The organism is Salinimicrobium oceani (genome assembly GCF_012037645.1).
The window spans coordinates 1-492 of record NZ_JAAVJR010000471.1 but is presented as its reverse complement, the minus strand read 5'-3'; the positions used below and the strand labels follow the sequence as shown (position 1 = coordinate 492).

Genomic DNA, 492 nt, shown 5'->3' with positions numbered 1-492 from the left:
AATCTAACATGGAAAAATTTAATCTCTGAAGCTCGTAACAAGGGCGTTGATCAAAGTATCTGCTGTTTCCTTTGAGGAAATTAGCAGTGGACTTCCTTCTGGTTTGTAAACAAAAATAGAAAAACAGATTTTAGTAATTATAAATAAAAGGAAAAGCAGGAAAAAATAAAAATATAAGCCTCCTCAGGCTTTAAAATCAGACAAATCCTTTTCCTATATTTGCAGCAAATTTGGGTTTTATGAAACTGAATATTAAGAACGAAACTTCCCGCTTAAGAGCGGTAGTTCTTGGTACCGCCGAGAGTCCGGGGCCGGTACCGGAGCTGGAAAATGCCTACGATCCAAAATCTGCCGAACATATTGAAGCAGGAACTTATCCTACAGACGAAGATATGGTGAAAGAAATTGAGGCAGTTAGGGAGGTGCTTGAGAAATATGACGTAAAAGTTTACCGTCCGCAACTGGTAAAAGACCTTAACCAGATCTTTACCC

General features: G+C 38.6%; 1 pseudogene. It reads left to right on the top strand.

Annotation, left to right across the window (positions count from 1 at the left end):
- Nucleotides 1–239: 239 nt before the first annotated feature.
- A pseudogene (locus HC175_RS17790) lies at nt 240–492 on the top strand (amidinotransferase); the annotation flags it as partial.